Genomic DNA, 14,792 nt, shown 5'->3' with positions numbered 1-14,792 from the left:
TCTAGCTAATGTTAGGGGAGTTAGAAATGCAAAATACAATTATCAATAGTGCAACAGAAAAACTGTCGCCGTTTAAAACTTTAACTGCAGAACAAGAGAATCTAGTTAATGATATTTTGTCTTTTACTACAAAACACATTAAGCAAGATTATCCTGCTATTTTTACGGTTTATGGGGATGCAGGAACAGGAAAAAGTGTTGTATTAGCACACTTATTCAATGAAATCCAAGTTGCCGCAAGAACTAAGGAAGATTCACCACTTTATCAAACGACCAATTATTTTGTGGTCAATCACCCAGAAATTTTAAAAGTATATAAAGAAATTGCAGGTGATTTGCCCCATCTTTACAAAAAAGACTTTACTCGTCCCACTTCTTTAATCAATCAACTCGATAAAAAAGATGAAACAGTAGATGTCGTTGTAATTGATGAGGCTCACTTATTATTGTCAAGATCAGATCCATATAATAACTTTACTTACAATAATCAATTAGTAGAGCTCATCAAGCGGGTTAAAGTTGTAATTCTTGTATTTGATCAATATCAAGTTTTACGCACTAAGACTTTTTGGACCAACAAGCAATTAGAAAAAATTACTCATCAATATCCTCATGAAGATTATCATTTAACTCGCCAATTTAGAGTCAATGCCAGTGATGATCTACTTAATTGGTTTAATTATTTTACTGATGAAGAGAAAATCCTGCCATTCCCTGAGGATGCGCGACACAATTATGATTTTCGCATTTTTGATGATGCAGAAAAGATGCGGCAGGAGATAGTTAAACGAAACAATGAGGTAGGATTATCTAGAATTTTATCTACTACCGGATATCCTTCGACTCTTGATGGTGGTAAACACTATATCACAGAAGGCAAGTTCAAAATGCCGTGGGATCAGTATAATTACACATCTAAACCTTGGGCTGAAATACCAGAAACTATTAATGAAGTTGGTTCTATTTATACTTGTCAGGGTTTTGATTTAAACTACACCGGAATCATTTTAAGTCCGCCAGTTACGCAAATTCCGAGTACCAATAAACTGAAGGTAGATCCAAGCAAGTTTACAGATATTGAAGCCTTCAAAAAACGTAAAGATCTATTCAATGATCAAGAACTAAATGAAGCTAAGAAGCGGTTATTCATGAACATGATCAACGTTTTATTCAAGCGCGGTGTTTATGGTACCTATATCTATGCCCATGATCCATTATTGCGACAGACTTTATACCAAAATTATCAAAAATTAATTTCTAAGCATAATAGGTGACATGAATAGTTTTTATCAGTATTATTAGATAAAAATAGCAATTACTTTTAGTAAAAGGATGAGATTATGAAAACTATTCAAAATATTATTATCGGCTTTGGCAAAGGCGGCAAGACTCTAGCAAAATTTCTCGCACAAAAGGGTGAAGAAGTTTTAGTAATTGAAAAGTCGAATCAAATGTATGGCGGTACTTGCATTAATATCGCTTGCTTGCCATCTAAGCGGTTGATCATTGAAGCAGATAATGGCGTAAAATTTACCGATGCTGTTAATGGTAAAAATCAAATGACTACTATGCTGCGTGGTAAAAATTATCACATGTTGGCTGATGAACCAACTGTCACTGTGCTCGATGGTGAAGCAAAGTTTATTGCAGATCATGAGATTGAAGTAACAACTACCGTAGAAGAAAAAGAACAATATCGCGGTGAAAGAATCTTCATTAATACTGGTGCATTGCCAGTGATGTTGCCTATTCCTGGCCTAGCTGAAAGTAAGGCAGTTTTAGATTCTACTGCTGCAATGGATCAAAAAGAAATGCCTGAAAAGCTGGTAATTATTGGTGCGGGGTATATTGGTCTGGAATTTGCTTCTATGTTTGCAAAGTATGGTTCAAAGGTAACAGTACTAGATTTGCATGAACAATTTTTGCCACGTGAAGATAATGACATCGCTAGTGAAATCAAGAAAGATATGGAAAATAGTGGTGTAACTTTTGAACTTGGCGTCAAAATCAATAGAGTTGATGGGCAAACTGTTTTTTATGAAAAAGATGGTCAATCACACGAAATGGTCGCAGATCGTATTTTGGTAGCTACTGGTAGAAAACCAAATACAGAAAATTTAGGCTTAGAAAATACTGCAATTCAATTAACTGATCGTGGTGCAATTAAAGTAGACGATCATCTTCAAACAACTGTGCCTAATGTCTGGGCAATTGGTGACGTTAAAGGTGGATTGCAATTTACTTATATTTCCTTAGATGATTTTCGGATTATTAAGGATCAACTATTTGGCTCAGGCAAGCGCAGCTTATCTGATCGAATCAATGTACCATACAGCGTGTTTATTACTCCATCCTTGTCTCGGGTTGGTTTAAGCGAAAAAGAAGCAAAGGCTCAAGGCATTACTTATGAATTAAAGAAATTGCCAGTAGCAGCTATTCCAAAAGCTCATGTGTTAAAAGATCCACGTGGATTATTCAAAGCCTTGATTGCCCCTAAGACAGGTTTGATTTTAGGAGTAACCTTATATGGTGCGGAATCATATGAGTTAATCAATATGATTAGTTTAGCAATGAAAATGAAAATTCCGGCAGCTATTTTACGAGATGAAATTTACACTCACCCCACAATGAGCGAAAGTTTCAATGATTTATTTAAGTAATGAAAAAGCAGGCATTCTATTAGTGAGTGTCTGCTTTTACTTGCTATAATTGAAAGTATAAGTAAATTCTGATGAGGTAAAGAAATGAAATTAAAGCAAAAGATTGTATTAACTTCGGTAGCTACTTTAATGGCTGTTACTCCTGCTGTTGGAATGCTTCAACCGTCACAAATGGCTTATGCGGCTACTAATAAACAGCAAATTAGTCAAAAAGATAAATTGAAGCTTAATCATAATGCTTATATTTATAATAAACAAGGTAAGCATACTAAGAAGCTTTTACGCAAAGGAGCTTTAGTTAAGTATCAAGGCAAGATTAGTCAAAATGATTTTGCGGATAACCTGTACTTTTATCAAAATTATTCGAATACGCACAGATATCAATTAACTATAACTAAGATCAAAGGCACAGATTATTTTAAGATTGGTAAAAATCAATATGTTAAAGCTGCAAATGTTGATGCTATTGATGGCAATAAACTTTTATTTAATCAAACTACAGTAACGGTTAAAACAAAAACACCGCAACTTTTTAAAGCTAGCAGAAACAGAGCTTTGACTACCGGAAAATACTATAAAAAAGGTCAAAAGCTAGTTGTCGATCAATTAGGCGGAATGGATGTGTTAGCTAATGGTTTCCCTAATGCTTATCATATTAAGGGCACAGATTATTATATTTGGGCAAGGGATGTCACTGCTCGCCAAAATATGGATTCTATTAATTATGCTGAACGCAATGGTATGGTCGTTTTAGCTAAAAAAGATAAAATTCCATTTTACTCTTTTACTGGTCAAAATATTACTCCGAATAATTTTGCCTGGATGAGAAGTCAGGGATTAAGAATAAACGGCGCTATTTATTTATGGAATGAACAAGAAAATAAAGCAGAACTTTACTATCATGTAGTTGATCGTTATCAAAAGATGGCTAACTTAAAGACATCACCTGGATTCCCTGAAGTAGTTAAAATTAATACGGTAAATATTGGAGATGCTTTTGTCAAAGTAAGTGATGTTACTTTTGCAAATGGACTGCATTTAAAGCCAATTAATAGTGCTAGTCAAGCTGAAGATAATGCTAAAATTGCTATGTCTGAAAGTGAAGAATTAGACTTAAAGGATTTAATTAATAAGCATGCAGTGGTACAAGGTAGTATTAAGTACAAATTATCTAGCTTTTACAAACGGTATAACTATGATCAAGCAATTGATGAGGCAAGATCCGCGTTGGATAAAGGTACTATTTCAGCTACGCAAGCTCAATACTTGATTTGGAACATTAAGACAGCCCAAGACGAATTAGATGGAGCAAAGGTCAAAGTAGGCAATCTTAATAAATTGACGCAAGATGAAAGACTGGCTATTGAACTGCTAGTTTCAAATATTTACTCTAAGGAAACCGATACTGAATCACTTTATGGTCAGGTAACTATGAGTGAAGCGGATGAGTCTGTCTTTGAATTAAGCATTGAAAATGAAAGAGATCATAATAAGGTTGTTTCTACGAAGATGATGAAGACTAGCGACTTTGCGGAAGAGCGTTAAATATTTGGAGACACAAAAAATGGGGATGCAAGATGCATCTCTATTTTGTTTTGCTTATTTTTACTAATATATCAACAATCCGATGCCAAGGAAAACTAAACAAAGAACAAACTCAATGACTAATAACTTCCAGCACCATTTAAACCATTTGTTAAAGTCAATATTAACCATCATTAAACTCATCAAAATCAATCCGGTTGGAGCAACTAAAGATATGAATCCCAATCCCCAGTTGTAGGCGTCAATAACACTAGCGCGATCAATCCCAATAACATTGGCTAATGGTGCCATGATTGGCATAGAAAGAACCGCCAAACCAGATGATGATTGGATGAAGAACCCTAGAATAATGTAAACAATGAATAAGAACCACACGAAAATCAATGGACTCATGCCGGATACTTGTTGACTGAAGAAGTGCATGATCGTATCGCTTGTATGACTGGTATCCATTACGATTGAAACGGCTCGAGCCAAACCGATGGTCAATGCCACTCCGAGCAAATCACTAGCCCCGTCGACAAAGGCTTGCACCACTTTATGTTCAGTTAATCCTGAGAAGATGGCCATCAAGTAGCCAGCTGCAAGGAAGACAACAGAAATTTCAGTGAAGTACCATCCTTTTTGCTGAACACCCCAGATCATAACAATGAAAGCAACAGCAAAGATAATTAAAGTTAATTTTTACTTCCAGGTAAATTTGCCTGTTTTTCTATATCAGCGCCGCTTAAATATTTTTCTCTGTTTTGTTCATATTGGTCATACACGACAGACTTAGTAGGATCTTTGCGTACTTTTCCGCATAAAAGATTACATAGAGCATCCCAACCACAGTACAAATAACCCACATGGTAATTCTAGAGCAAAGTTTACACCAGCAGTGTTGGAAGCAATAATCGTTGAGAAAGGATTAATTGTTGAAACCATCGTCCCAATACTCGTCTCGAGGAAGATCGTTCCTAGTACTGTCATCGTATCATAACCAGCAATCAAGAAAACTGGAATCAGAATAGGGTACATAGCCATAGTTTCTTCAGCTAGGCCAAAAGTTGTCCCACCTAAAGAGATCAACCCCATAACTAAAACAATCAACAGAACTTGTTTACCTTTAATTCACTTAGATAGGGTTTGCATCCCTGAATTAATCGCACCATTTGCATGGACTACTCCGATACATCCCACCAAGGATTAATACGAAGGCAATAATGTCAACACCTTGACCAATTCCTTGAACTTGTGAGGTAAAGAATTGAACAATCGCTTGCCATAAATTTGGCTTTTTCAAATTGATTCGCTCATAAGAATTGGGAATAGCCACTGGTTTATATATTGTGCCATCCTTAAATTTCTTAACAGCTATATTAACTTTATATTTCTTTAAAGTAGCCTGGGTAGCAGGAGCTTTATCTTTTTCACCGTTAGGCTTAGTGATCACAAAATCTTTATCGGACGTGTCATAGGCCAATGTAGCATAATTACCGGCAGGTATGACAAACGTCAATAGTTGAACTAGTAAAAGAGCACAATAATGATGACCGTATAGGCCGTCGGAAATTGATGCTTTTTCTTCTTTTTTACAGCAACCATCTATATCCTCTCCTTAAACAATAAACAACATCTAATCCTATTATATAAAACTAGCAGGAAATATGTTACCGCTTACTTAAGGTGAAAACAAATATCAAAGTCGCTATATAGTAAAACACGAACAATTATCACTATAAACAATAATATTTTTAGTCAATTAGTAGTATATTTGACCAAAATACTGTAAATATTTAAAAACATATGCTAAAATCTGATCATTAGATGAACAAGAGGGGAAACATTTATAATGAACAACGATATTGAAAAAGTATTATTTACTCAGGAACAACTTAATAAACGGATGGATGAAATGGCTGAACGCTTGAATAAAAAATATGCGGGTCAAGAGCCTATAGTTATTCCTGTTTTAAATGGAGCAATGCTTTTTGCCAGTGATATGATTAAAAAGTTGACTTTCAAGTTAACCATTGATCCAATAAAGGCCTCAAGTTATGCCGGAGCTGCTTCAACTGGTAAAGTCAAGATCGTCCAAGATATTAAATCTAATGTAAATAATCGTCCGGTAATTTTTATGGAAGATATTATTGATACTGGCCGCACATTAAAGGCACTTACTGAAGTAATGGAAAAACGCGGTGCTAAAAGTATCGAAGTAGTTTCTATGCTTGATAAACCAGAAACACGTGTAGTAGATTTCAAAGCTGACGATTATGCTTTTAAAGCACCAAATGCATTTTTAGTAGGTTATGGTCTTGATTACAACGGTTGGTATCGTAATCTTCCTTATGTGGGCATCTTAAAACAAGCAGTTTATGCATAGTTTTAAAAAAGTGTAAAAACCAAACCTCTATTTTAAAAATAGTTGATTTTAACAGTACTTTATATTACAATAATCGCTTTTACTTATATAAAAATTAATATAGAGCTATAATGATTTTGTAAAGTAAGCGTTTTATCAACTAAAGAGGTTAGTAAAATGAATAAAGATATTCAAAAATAAAAAAAAGGAATTGAGTACCCAGAACAGCAAAATGGAATTCCACAATTCTAAGTATAAAAGATTGGGTACCGATGCTCGTTATTTATATATGATTTTTACACTGAAGATAACTAAGTCACCAAATAATGGCTGGGTAGATTCCGACGGAAACATGTATATTATTTATCCTGATAAAGATTTGATGGATGTGTGAGTGAAATTTATAAATAGAAGATTTAGCACATTATTAATAAAATAGTGTGTTTTTTCTTGCAAATAAGAATGCTGTCATCTCTTATTTTTGTATGTTACAATATGAATATATGTTCTAACGAAGAGGTGACTAACATGCTGACGCGCTCGCATCGTTTATGCAGTATTGCGCTTGTCGAATTAGGGGTAATCGCTAGCAATGCATTTATTGCTGACCCTGCATCTAATTTAATAATCCTATTGGCTACCGGAGTAGGCGCGTCTTTACCTGATATTGATGAATATAACAGCACGACTAGTCGTAAATCTCCGATCAATTTTAGCTTATTTTTACGACATCGTGGGGTAACTCATTCGTTTTTAGGCTGGTTAGTTTTTTCAATTGGCTTATATTTTATAATGAATCACTTTATTCCTATCCAATTTCGTTCTTGGCAATTGCCGAATTGGTGGGGCAGTATTTGGCTAGGCCTGATTTTAGGCTATTTCTTGCATCTAGTTGAAGATAGCTTCAGCAAGCGGGGAGTAGATTGGTGGGCCCCATTTGTTAAAAAAAGAAGACATCACTCTATATTTCGGTACAAAGTAGGCGGCTTTTTTGAGAAATTCATTACTCTAATTGCCTTTTTAGGAATTATAATGATGTCGTGTTATTGGCTATGGCTACTTGCTGCACCTGAGATATAAGTAAAACGTGTACGTTTATTTAGTAAATATCTTTACTAGATATGGTGAATGATACTACTTAATGTTATACTAACGTTGTTGGAAATATTTTAAGAAAAGAGATATATTAAAATGAATCAAATTGCTTTTAACCAACAATTATCAGATAAATTAAATGAAGTACTTAACCCCACCTTGTATTCAACTCCAGGTAAGGGTGAAATTACTGTTGTTGCTAATGAAAAGAATGACTTGCGTGAATACCGCATCATTACTGAAAACAACAAGGTTGTTAAAGTCGAGGATGCTTACGATGCTAAGCATGATGCAGACTATGATAAGATGATGGATTTCCTTAAGGACTATCGTTAATTTAAAAATTTGAATATAAATACAAAAAAGAACAGAATCGATTTTGATTCTGTTCTTTTCTTTTACCATTTGAAGTTGGACCTTGGAATAGGCCGCCATCTTGCCAGCCGATGCCGTAATCCCAACCACGTTGCAATAATTCCTTTTGCGTTTTGCCATGTTTCTTTAGCCAATCTGTGCAATCCAGGAACGTACCTTCGGTCTTAAAGGTTGATACTCCATCAAAATGCTTAGTTACGTAGTCGTAAGCTATGTTTACGTTTTTTGAAAGAACTGGCAAAAGTTGATCAAGCCAGTTGTCGCCTTCGTCGCTGTAAGCACCGATTAAAGCATGTTCTGAAAAGACGTTCATACTATTGTAAACAGTCTTTTCACCAACACTTTGGATGCGTTCACGGATAGGCTTATTGTAAATAACACTGTAACTACCAATTAATCCTGCGATGTTAAAAGTTTTAGATGGAGCATAAAAAGCTGCAGTATGTTGCTTAGCCCATTCGCTAACTGATTGGGTAGGAATGTAATGGTGGTCGTTCATCATCAGATCGGACCAGATTTCATCAGAAATAACCCAAACGTTGTTTCTCTCATAAACTTCCATTGCCTTGGTAATTTCTTCTTTAGTCCAAACGCGGCCAGTTGGGTTATGAGGATTACAAAAGATTGCAACATGAATTTGATTTTCCTTAATCTTATTGTCCATGTCCTCATAGTCCATGCGCCAAGTACCATTTTCATCTTTAATTAAAGGTGAGTGGACAATTTGGTAACCATTGCTTAAGACAGCGTTAGTAAAACCCATATATGTTGGTGAATGAAGCAAAACTTTATCGCCTGGTGCTGCGAAGACTTTTAAGGCGGAAACAACACCACCAAGTACACCGTTTTCGTAGCCAATATCTTCTTTAGTTAAACCTGACACGCCCTTGCGCTTTTTATGCCAATCAATGATTGCTTGGTAGTAGGCGTCGCTTGGTTGGAAATAACCAAATAGGGGAGATTGGTTATCTCTTTTAATAATTTCTTCCTGAATTGACTTAGCTGTAGGGAAATTCATATCGGCTACCCACATAGGGATCGTATCAAAGCCTTCTTTTGGTTTTGATGGTGCAAAACCAGGTAATTTTCCGATTGGCATAACTGCAACATTACTTGCGGTTGCGCCAGTGGCAAGGGTAGTTAATTTGCCCACAAATAATATCGTTCAAGCAGCAAGACAGACAGCTAGCGGCAAAATCAAAGTAACTTAAACTTACGCTAGTTATTTTGCTAACGGTAAGAGACACCCGGTTAAAAAGGGAAAAAGTCTTGAAGTATTATGGTACGCCTAAATATAAGCCATTTGATCCAGGCAGCTATTATTTTGGTGAGTTGCAATATAATTTAGACAATGGTGAAACCCTGTCTTCTGACTATGTTAAACAAATTTCTGGTAAAAACTGGATTACAGCCATTAACAATGGTCATTTGTACAACGCAAAAGGCAAACGACTATCTACTAAGATTAAACGTGGTCAAACTTTAGCTTACAGTGGCAAAATTAAATCCACTAAGAACGGCAAATACTACTTTTATGAAAATAATAAGAAAAAGCGAATCCCTTATTACAAGATCAAGGGACGCAAATATTACAAACTCGGTCGCAATCGCTATGTGAAAGTGGCTGATGTGATTGCTGTTAATGGCAATTACTTAATGACTACTGGAGAGACGACAGGCGTAGTTAAAAATAATAATGTCAGAACCTTCATCAATTCTAGTGACTACAGTAATGACAGTACTATGGCACCTAGTGATAAGTATTTAAAGAAGGGGCAAAAGCTAACCTTCGATCAGGCAGTTACTTTTGTGAGTCAATTAGACGATTTTGATCATAATCCTTATGACTATTACCGTATTAAGGGCACACATCTCTTTGTTTCTGCAGATAATTTAAACTTGTCAAAGGCATTGCCGGTTCACGAATTTGAAGATCTGTATTCTAGTCGAGTTGAATTAAAAGCCAAAACCCCAATTTACAATGCAATGGGTGAAAAGACTGATCAACTTTTACCATTAAACCATGAAGTGGCTGTCGTAGAAGAGACTTCTATGGCTGATTTAAATCACGTTGACGAAGAAGTATATTTGTGGGTTCCTAGTGAAAATAAAGCAGAACTCTTCTATCACGTGATCGGTTACCCTAACAGCAATACCAATGAGCTGAAGGATTACGGTTATATTAAAACCAGTGAAGTAAAGAAATTTAGAGGATTAAAGCTTGAGCCAATTAATACTGCAGCAGAAGCTAAGGCTTACATATAAATCAGCACTAGAAAAAGCGATTGCCAGTGCCAAGGAAACTAAGAGGACAACTAAATATAAGTTGACTGACTATGATTTGAAAGTCAGATTTAACTCTTATTTAGCCAATGCAGAAAAGATTAATACCAACAATCAAGCAACTGTTTTGGTAGTTAAACAAGCTCAAAGAGAATTAACTAATGCGGAAAAAGCATTAAACGGCAAGAAACTTAAGGTTGGCCGCTATGATCAATTGACCATGACAGAAGTACAAAAGGTTTTGCGTTTGGGTTATAACTTAGTTAAAACCGAACACAAGGGATATGTTCTGCCTAATATCTATAACAGCAAGAATAATTGGCAATATGTCACTGATCGTCCTGTTTGGAATTTTGGCAAGGATAGTCATTTTTGGTTAGGATATGCCGCTGTGGATGTGAAGAAGAAGCAGCCATTAAATATCAAGGAACTTGCTGAAGAGAGTACAAAAAAGCGGCTTTAAAGAAGTTGGTCAAAGAATATTATGGCCTTAAAGGTAATCAATACTTTATCTATAATCGTCAAGGTAAATTAGTCAAAAAGTTAAAACTCAAGAAAGAAAAGGTCTTTAAGATTAGAGGCCACCGGATCGTGAAGGACCAATATATGTACCAGATCGGTAAGAACCAATATACTCCAAGTTTAAGCTTTCGTTGGGTCATCAAAAAATAATATTAAAAAAGTGTTGACAACGATGATAATTCGATTAAAATAATTATTAACAATTTAATCAATCTGAAAACAAAGAGAAAGAAGAGTAATTTAATTCGAATTTACAGCGAGTCTCGTTAGGTGTGAGGAGATAAAGGTAGAATTAAATGAAAATCACTTTCGAGTTCTATTTCTTAATGTTTTAGTAAGAAATAGTGGGAGCACCCGTTATAGTGCCTGCGTATCGCCGAAGTTTCTTCGGCCGCACGTGAAAGGTATTGCTAGTAATAGCAATATAAATAAAGGGTGGTACCACGCTAGAAGCGTCCCTCAATCAAAGCAATTTTGGTTGAGGGACTTTTTTTGTGATCAGATAATTCTTAATTCTCAGGAGGACGAGTGTATGAATGATGAAAAATCTCGTAAGTTGACCTGGAAGCAATATCTAGTCGTTGCTTCTTTACTATTTGGATTATTCTTTGGGGCAGGTAACCTAATTTTCCCACTTCATTTGGGACAACTTGCTGGCGCAAACTGGGGGAGCGCCGCAGTTGGATTTCTGATCACTGGTGTGTTATTGCCTTTACTATCAGTACTTGCCGTTGCCATCACTCGTGCAGGTGGTGTTTATGACATTGGTAAGCCGTTAGGTGCTGGTTTTGCAGTAGTATTCATGGTGTTAATCCATGCGACTATCGGTCCTTTATTTGGTACACCAAGAACAGCTACAGTTTCATTCACAGTTGGTATGGCACCATTTATCCCTAAGGACATGCAAACTGTCTCACTATTAGTATTCTCAGCAGTATTTTTCTTATTGGCATTTGCATTTGCATATCATGAAAACAACATCTTATCTAACGTTGGTAAAGTTTTAAACCCATTATTTTTAGCACTTTTATTCTTAGTTTTCGTTGTTGCATTTCTTAATCCATTAGGAAATTCACAAACTGCAGCTGTTACCGCAGCTTACAAGCATTCTGCTTTAGTAAATGGTTTCCTTGAAGGGTACAATACTATGGATGCTTTAGCTGGTTTAGCTTTTGGTGTTACTGTTGTTACCGCCGTTCGTTCAATGGGTCAAAAAGATCCAAAGAGTGTTTCCAAGGTAGTTGCTAAATCTGGTGTGGTTGCAATGGGAACTGTAGCTCTAATCTACTTGCTTTTGATCTTGATGGGTGCGATGTCATTAGGCCACTTCAAAGTATCAGACAACGGTGGTGTTGCATTTAACCAAATCGTTAATCAATACGGTGGTCTCTTTGGTCAAGCATTACTTGCATTTTTGCTAACTGTTACTTGTTTGACTACTGCAGTTGGTTTAGTTGCTGCATTTGCTCAAGATTTCCATAAGCATTTTCCAAAGGTTAGTTACCACGCATGGCTTGCACTTAGCTGTTTAGCATCATTCTTAGCTGCTAACTTTGGTTTGGATCAAATCATCGCTTGGTCAATTCCAATGCTCATGTTCTTGTACCCATTATCAATGGTCTTGATCCTTTTATCAGTATTTTCACCATTGTTTAAACGTGATGGCGTAGTTTACTTCTTCGTAATCTTGTTTACAGTAGTTCCTGCATTAGGAGACATGGTTGTAGCATTTCCAGCAGTTGTTAGCCAAAGCCAATTTGGTTTAATGGTTGCTGCAGTAAGAAGTTCTTTACCACTAGCAAGCATGGGACTTTCCTGGTTAGTACCTGCTTTAGTTGGTTTGGTAGTCGGTTTAGCATTCCATGTCTTTAGACGAAAGAACTTGGTTGCTGCACAAGAAGAATTTGAATAAAAATAAAAACTTATCTATTCATCTTTGGGTCTGAGTAGATAAGTTTTTTCGTTTATATATTTAATGAATAAAATTCAGAATTACGTTGCCCCATAACCAAGATAATGGCATGACCAAAATCATGGCTGGAATCATTTCCGCAATAGGGAACATCTTTAACTTGACGATTCTAAAGCCAGTAGCTAACATTAAGAATCCACCACAAGCCTTAAAATCTAGAATCATCGTTGAATTAGTGTAAGGCAAAATGAATCTTGCTAAGAAAAATAGAATTACAAAGATGATGAATTGAGGAATTGCAATAATTGAAACTGCATAACCTAAACTAGCTGCAAAGATAGCAGCAGTGAAGAAATCCAAAATAGATTTAGATACTAAAATTGTAATATCACCTGACATACCTTCATCCAAAGCACCATAAATACCGGTACCACTAGCACAAAACAGAACAGTTGCAGTGACCATTAAACTCATAAATTCATCTTTGGAAATTCCTAGATTTTCTGTGGGTATCATTTTAGTAATGGGTCTTTGCATTAATAAAGCACCTTTGTTGAACCATTTTCCTAAATGAATTACCAATCCGACAATGGTTCCCAAAATAACTGCAAAAATGACTGCAGGCATATATTTCATAGGTGCAATAGAAAGATTCCCATCCCCATAGAACAAGCTCCGAAAATCATATTTAGTTTTTCTTTGAAATCTTCGGAAAGTTTATTACCGAAAAAAACACCAAACATTCCACCCAGTAACACTGATGAAGCATTAACTATTACTCCAATTGGCATTTAATAAACCTCTTTTCTTTTTGTATGGTGTCAGTATAGTGCTAAAAAGAACTTGCTCTCAATTCTAAATTGAGTTTTAATAAGTCCAAGATGGACAAGCTAATCCAGCGGTTAATGTCGTTAAGATTACAGCAGTAACGCATAGAAAAGATAATCCAATTATGCAATCTGTAATTGGCCCTAGTGAAGAACATGTATCAATGTCAGGAATTCCTACAGAAGCTTCAATTTTAGAATTAGTAGATAAAGCCATTCCTGGGAAAGTTGTAAATGTTTATAATCCTCCAGCAGGTGGTGGTAAGTTTGATGACCATCATGCAAATCCATAAAGATAATCCTGCTGATGAAGGTATCCAACGACAAGCAGCAATTTTAGCTTTTGGTGCCTTTAAAGAACTAAAGACGGTTTGGCTAGTAGATGAAGATGTAGATATTTTTGATATGAATGATGTGGTCTGGACAATGAATACTCGCTTCCAAGCAGATCAAGATTTCGTATGCATCCCTGGAATGCGAAACCATCCATTAGATCCAAGTGAAAGACCACAATATGATCCTAAATCTATCAGAGTTAAGGGGATGAGTTCAAAGACCATTATAGATGGAACTGTTCCATTTGATATGAAGGATCAATTTATCAGAGCTAAATTCAAGGAAATTCCTGATTGGAAGAAATATTTGAAATAAGGGTTGATTAGTTTTGAAAAAAATCGTTATTGGCATTTCAGGAGCTTCTGGAAGTATTTATGGAATTGATTTACTAAAGAAGCTAAAACAATATAAAGATGTTGAAACTCATTTAGTAATGAACAAATGGGCGATGGAAAATATCAAGCTCGAAACTCCCTATGATCCTCAAAACATAATAGAGATGGCTGATTTTTACTACGATAATAATAACCTGGGTGCTTCAATTTCTAGTGGCTCTTTTCAAGTTGATGCAATGGTCATTGCACCTGCTAGCATGAAAACTGTAGCTGGGATCAGTATTGGTTTTGATGCAGATTTGATTATGCGAGCAGCGGGGGTAATGATCAAAGAAAATAAACAACTTATCCTAGTCCCTAGAGAGACACCTTTATCTGCAATTCATCTTGAAAATTTGACCAAACTAGCAAAATTGGGTGTACATATAATTCCCCCTATACCATCTTTTTATGATAAGCCAAAAACTATTCAAGATATTATCGACCATAAGTCAATGAAGATCCTTGATTCTTTAGGTATTCAAAATAATATCGAAACAAGATGGGAAAACTAAT

The 14,792-nt window shown here is 35.7% G+C and carries 13 protein-coding genes, 3 pseudogenes and 1 other annotated feature; of the genes and pseudogenes, 13 read left to right on the top strand and 3 right to left on the bottom strand.

Annotated elements, in window-relative coordinates; all coding sequences use genetic code 11:
- Nucleotides 1-26 precede the first annotated feature (26 nt).
- From AADV52_RS03010 to AADV52_RS03000, 3 genes are all read left to right on the top strand, one after another.
- The gene (locus AADV52_RS03010; protein ID WP_014918784.1) at nt 27-1,274 is read left to right on the top strand and encodes a DUF2075 domain-containing protein; all 1,248 of its coding nucleotides are present in this window, start codon (nt 27-29) and stop codon (nt 1,272-1,274) included.
- Between the two features lie 66 nt (nt 1,275-1,340).
- A complete protein-coding gene (locus AADV52_RS03005) occupies nt 1,341-2,660 on the top strand; it encodes an FAD-containing oxidoreductase (RefSeq protein ID WP_014918783.1) in 1,320 nt (439 codons plus the stop codon).
- 84 nt (nt 2,661-2,744) lie between these two features.
- On the top strand, nt 2,745-4,205 hold the full coding sequence (locus AADV52_RS03000; protein ID WP_014918782.1) for an SLAP domain-containing protein: 1,461 nt from the start codon (nt 2,745-2,747) through the stop codon (nt 4,203-4,205).
- A gap of 63 nt (nt 4,206-4,268) precedes the next feature.
- Here the strand turns inward: AADV52_RS03000 and AADV52_RS02995 are convergent.
- A pseudogene (locus AADV52_RS02995) lies at nt 4,269-5,792 on the bottom strand (YfcC family protein).
- A gap of 247 nt (nt 5,793-6,039) precedes the next feature.
- On the opposite strand from AADV52_RS02995, the gene hpt reads away from it, so the two are divergent.
- From hpt to AADV52_RS02975, 4 genes are all read left to right on the top strand, one after another.
- Nucleotides 6,040-6,573, top strand: a complete 534-nt coding sequence (gene hpt, locus AADV52_RS02990) for a hypoxanthine phosphoribosyltransferase (RefSeq protein WP_014918781.1) — start codon at nt 6,040-6,042, stop codon at nt 6,571-6,573.
- Between the two features lie 211 nt (nt 6,574-6,784).
- The gene (locus tag AADV52_RS02985) at nt 6,785-6,946 is read left to right on the top strand and encodes a replication initiator protein A (RefSeq protein WP_014918780.1); all 162 of its coding nucleotides are present in this window, start codon (nt 6,785-6,787) and stop codon (nt 6,944-6,946) included.
- Nucleotides 6,947-7,080: 134 nt separating this feature from the next.
- A complete protein-coding gene (locus tag AADV52_RS02980) occupies nt 7,081-7,632 on the top strand; it encodes a metal-dependent hydrolase (protein WP_014918779.1) in 552 nt (183 codons plus the stop codon).
- Nucleotides 7,633-7,743: 111 nt separating this feature from the next.
- Complete coding sequence (locus AADV52_RS02975; RefSeq protein WP_003626373.1) at nt 7,744-7,983, top strand: hypothetical protein; 240 nt, start codon at nt 7,744-7,746, stop codon at nt 7,981-7,983.
- 1 nt (nt 7,984) lies between these two features.
- Here the strand turns inward: AADV52_RS02975 and AADV52_RS02970 are convergent, their stop codons facing one another.
- Nucleotides 7,985-9,175 carry a MalY/PatB family protein gene (locus tag AADV52_RS02970; RefSeq protein WP_014918778.1) on the bottom strand — a complete coding sequence of 397 codons (1,191 nt, stop codon included), beginning with the start codon at nt 9,173-9,175 and terminating at the stop codon, nt 7,985-7,987.
- A gap of 116 nt (nt 9,176-9,291) precedes the next feature.
- On the opposite strand from AADV52_RS02970, the gene AADV52_RS02965 reads away from it, so the two are divergent.
- From AADV52_RS02965 to brnQ, 4 genes are all read left to right on the top strand, one after another.
- Nucleotides 9,292-10,287 carry an SLAP domain-containing protein gene (locus tag AADV52_RS02965; protein ID WP_014918777.1) on the top strand — a complete coding sequence of 332 codons (996 nt, stop codon included), beginning with the start codon at nt 9,292-9,294 and terminating at the stop codon, nt 10,285-10,287.
- Entirely contained in the window at nt 10,244-10,768 is a 525-nt protein-coding gene (locus tag AADV52_RS02960) for an FIVAR domain-containing protein (protein ID WP_014918776.1), read from the top strand. The genes AADV52_RS02965 and AADV52_RS02960 overlap by 44 nt, the downstream gene beginning before the upstream one ends.
- A gap of 5 nt (nt 10,769-10,773) precedes the next feature.
- Nucleotides 10,774-10,977 (top strand): SLAP domain-containing protein, encoded by a 204-nt coding sequence (locus AADV52_RS02955; protein ID WP_014918775.1) that lies wholly within the window; start codon nt 10,774-10,776, stop codon nt 10,975-10,977.
- Nucleotides 10,978-11,040: 63 nt separating this feature from the next.
- Nucleotides 11,041-11,290: a binding site (T-box leader), on the top strand.
- Nucleotides 11,291-11,359: 69 nt separating this feature from the next.
- Nucleotides 11,360-12,739: a branched-chain amino acid transport system II carrier protein gene (brnQ, locus tag AADV52_RS02950; protein WP_014918774.1), complete on the top strand. Its 1,380-nt coding sequence runs from the start codon at nt 11,360-11,362 to the stop codon at nt 12,737-12,739.
- 60 nt (nt 12,740-12,799) lie between these two features.
- Here the strand turns inward: brnQ and AADV52_RS02945 are convergent.
- Nucleotides 12,800-13,530: pseudogene (locus tag AADV52_RS02945) on the bottom strand (DUF554 domain-containing protein).
- Nucleotides 13,531-13,619: 89 nt separating this feature from the next.
- Between AADV52_RS02945 and AADV52_RS02940 the strand changes: the two are divergent.
- Together AADV52_RS02940 and AADV52_RS02935 are read left to right on the top strand one after the other, a co-directional pair.
- A pseudogene (locus AADV52_RS02940) lies at nt 13,620-14,217 on the top strand (UbiD family decarboxylase); the annotation flags it as partial.
- A gap of 13 nt (nt 14,218-14,230) precedes the next feature.
- Nucleotides 14,231-14,791 carry a UbiX family flavin prenyltransferase gene (locus AADV52_RS02935; protein WP_014918773.1) on the top strand — a complete coding sequence of 187 codons (561 nt, stop codon included), beginning with the start codon at nt 14,231-14,233 and terminating at the stop codon, nt 14,789-14,791.
- Nucleotide 14,792: the final 1 nt, after the last annotated feature.

Source organism: Lactobacillus helveticus, from assembly GCF_046109915.1.
GTDB classification, from domain to species: Bacteria; Bacillota; Bacilli; order Lactobacillales; family Lactobacillaceae; genus Lactobacillus; species Lactobacillus helveticus.
The sequence above is the reverse complement of the archived record's forward strand: the minus strand, read 5'-3'. Positions and strand labels throughout refer to the sequence as shown.